The sequence below is a fragment of the Streptomyces narbonensis genome, from assembly GCF_014649015.1.
GTDB lineage: Bacteria > Actinomycetota > Actinomycetes > Streptomycetales > Streptomycetaceae > Streptomyces > Streptomyces narbonensis.
Map to the genome: position 1 here is coordinate 1 of NZ_BMSF01000098.1, position 863 is coordinate 863.

An 863-nucleotide genomic window follows, 5' to 3' on the forward strand; every position below is an offset into this window, starting at 1 on the left:
AAATCACAAAATGGTTATTATAAATGATCCATTCAATCAAAAGATATAGTATTAAATTTTATTAATGATTATATTAAAATAAATCCATCAAGAACACTAAAAATAAATAAATTATATTTAAGTAAAGAATTTTATAATTTAAAAGAATTAAAAGCTTATAATAAATCTTCTGATTCAATACAATATAAAGCATGATTAAATTTTGAAAATAAATGAAAAAATAAATAAATTATTTAATAAAGATATAGTCCAAATTATATATATATAATATATATATATATAACAAGCACCCTGAAGTATATATTTTAATTATTCCTGGATTTGGTATTATTTCACATGTAGTATCAACATATTCTAAAAAACCTGTATTTGGTGAAATTTCAATGGTATATGCTATGGCTTCAATTGGATTATTAGGATTCTTAGTATGATCACATCATATGTATATTGTAGGATTAGATGCAGATCTTAGAGCATATTTCCTATCTGCACTAATGATTATTGCAATTCCAACAGGAATTAAAATTTTCTCATGATTAATAAATCCCTTTAGCAAGGATAAAAATAAAAATAAAAATAAAAAGTTGATCAGAAATTATCAAAAAATAAATAATAATAATATAATAAAAACATATTTAAATAATAATAATATAATTATAATAAATATATATAAAGGTAATTTATATGATATTTATCCAAGATCAAATAGAAATTATATTCAACCAAATAATATTAATAAAGAATTAGTAGTATATGGTTATAATTTAGAATCTTGTGTTGGTATACCTCTATATACTAATATTGTAAAACATATAGTAGGTATTCCTAATAATATTTTATATATTATAACAGGTATTTTATTA

At 18.7% G+C, this 863-nt stretch carries 2 protein-coding genes; both read left to right on the top strand.

Annotated features, from left to right (window positions below):
• The first annotated feature begins 275 nt into the window (after positions 1-275).
• A complete protein-coding gene (locus tag IE124_RS36275) occupies positions 276-431 on the top strand; it encodes a cbb3-type cytochrome c oxidase subunit I (protein WP_502266944.1) in 156 nt (51 codons plus the stop codon).
• Positions 432-584: 153 nt separating this feature from the next.
• Positions 585-863: hypothetical protein (locus IE124_RS36280; protein ID WP_229833173.1), on the top strand; the 279-nt coding region annotated here is incomplete at its 3' end.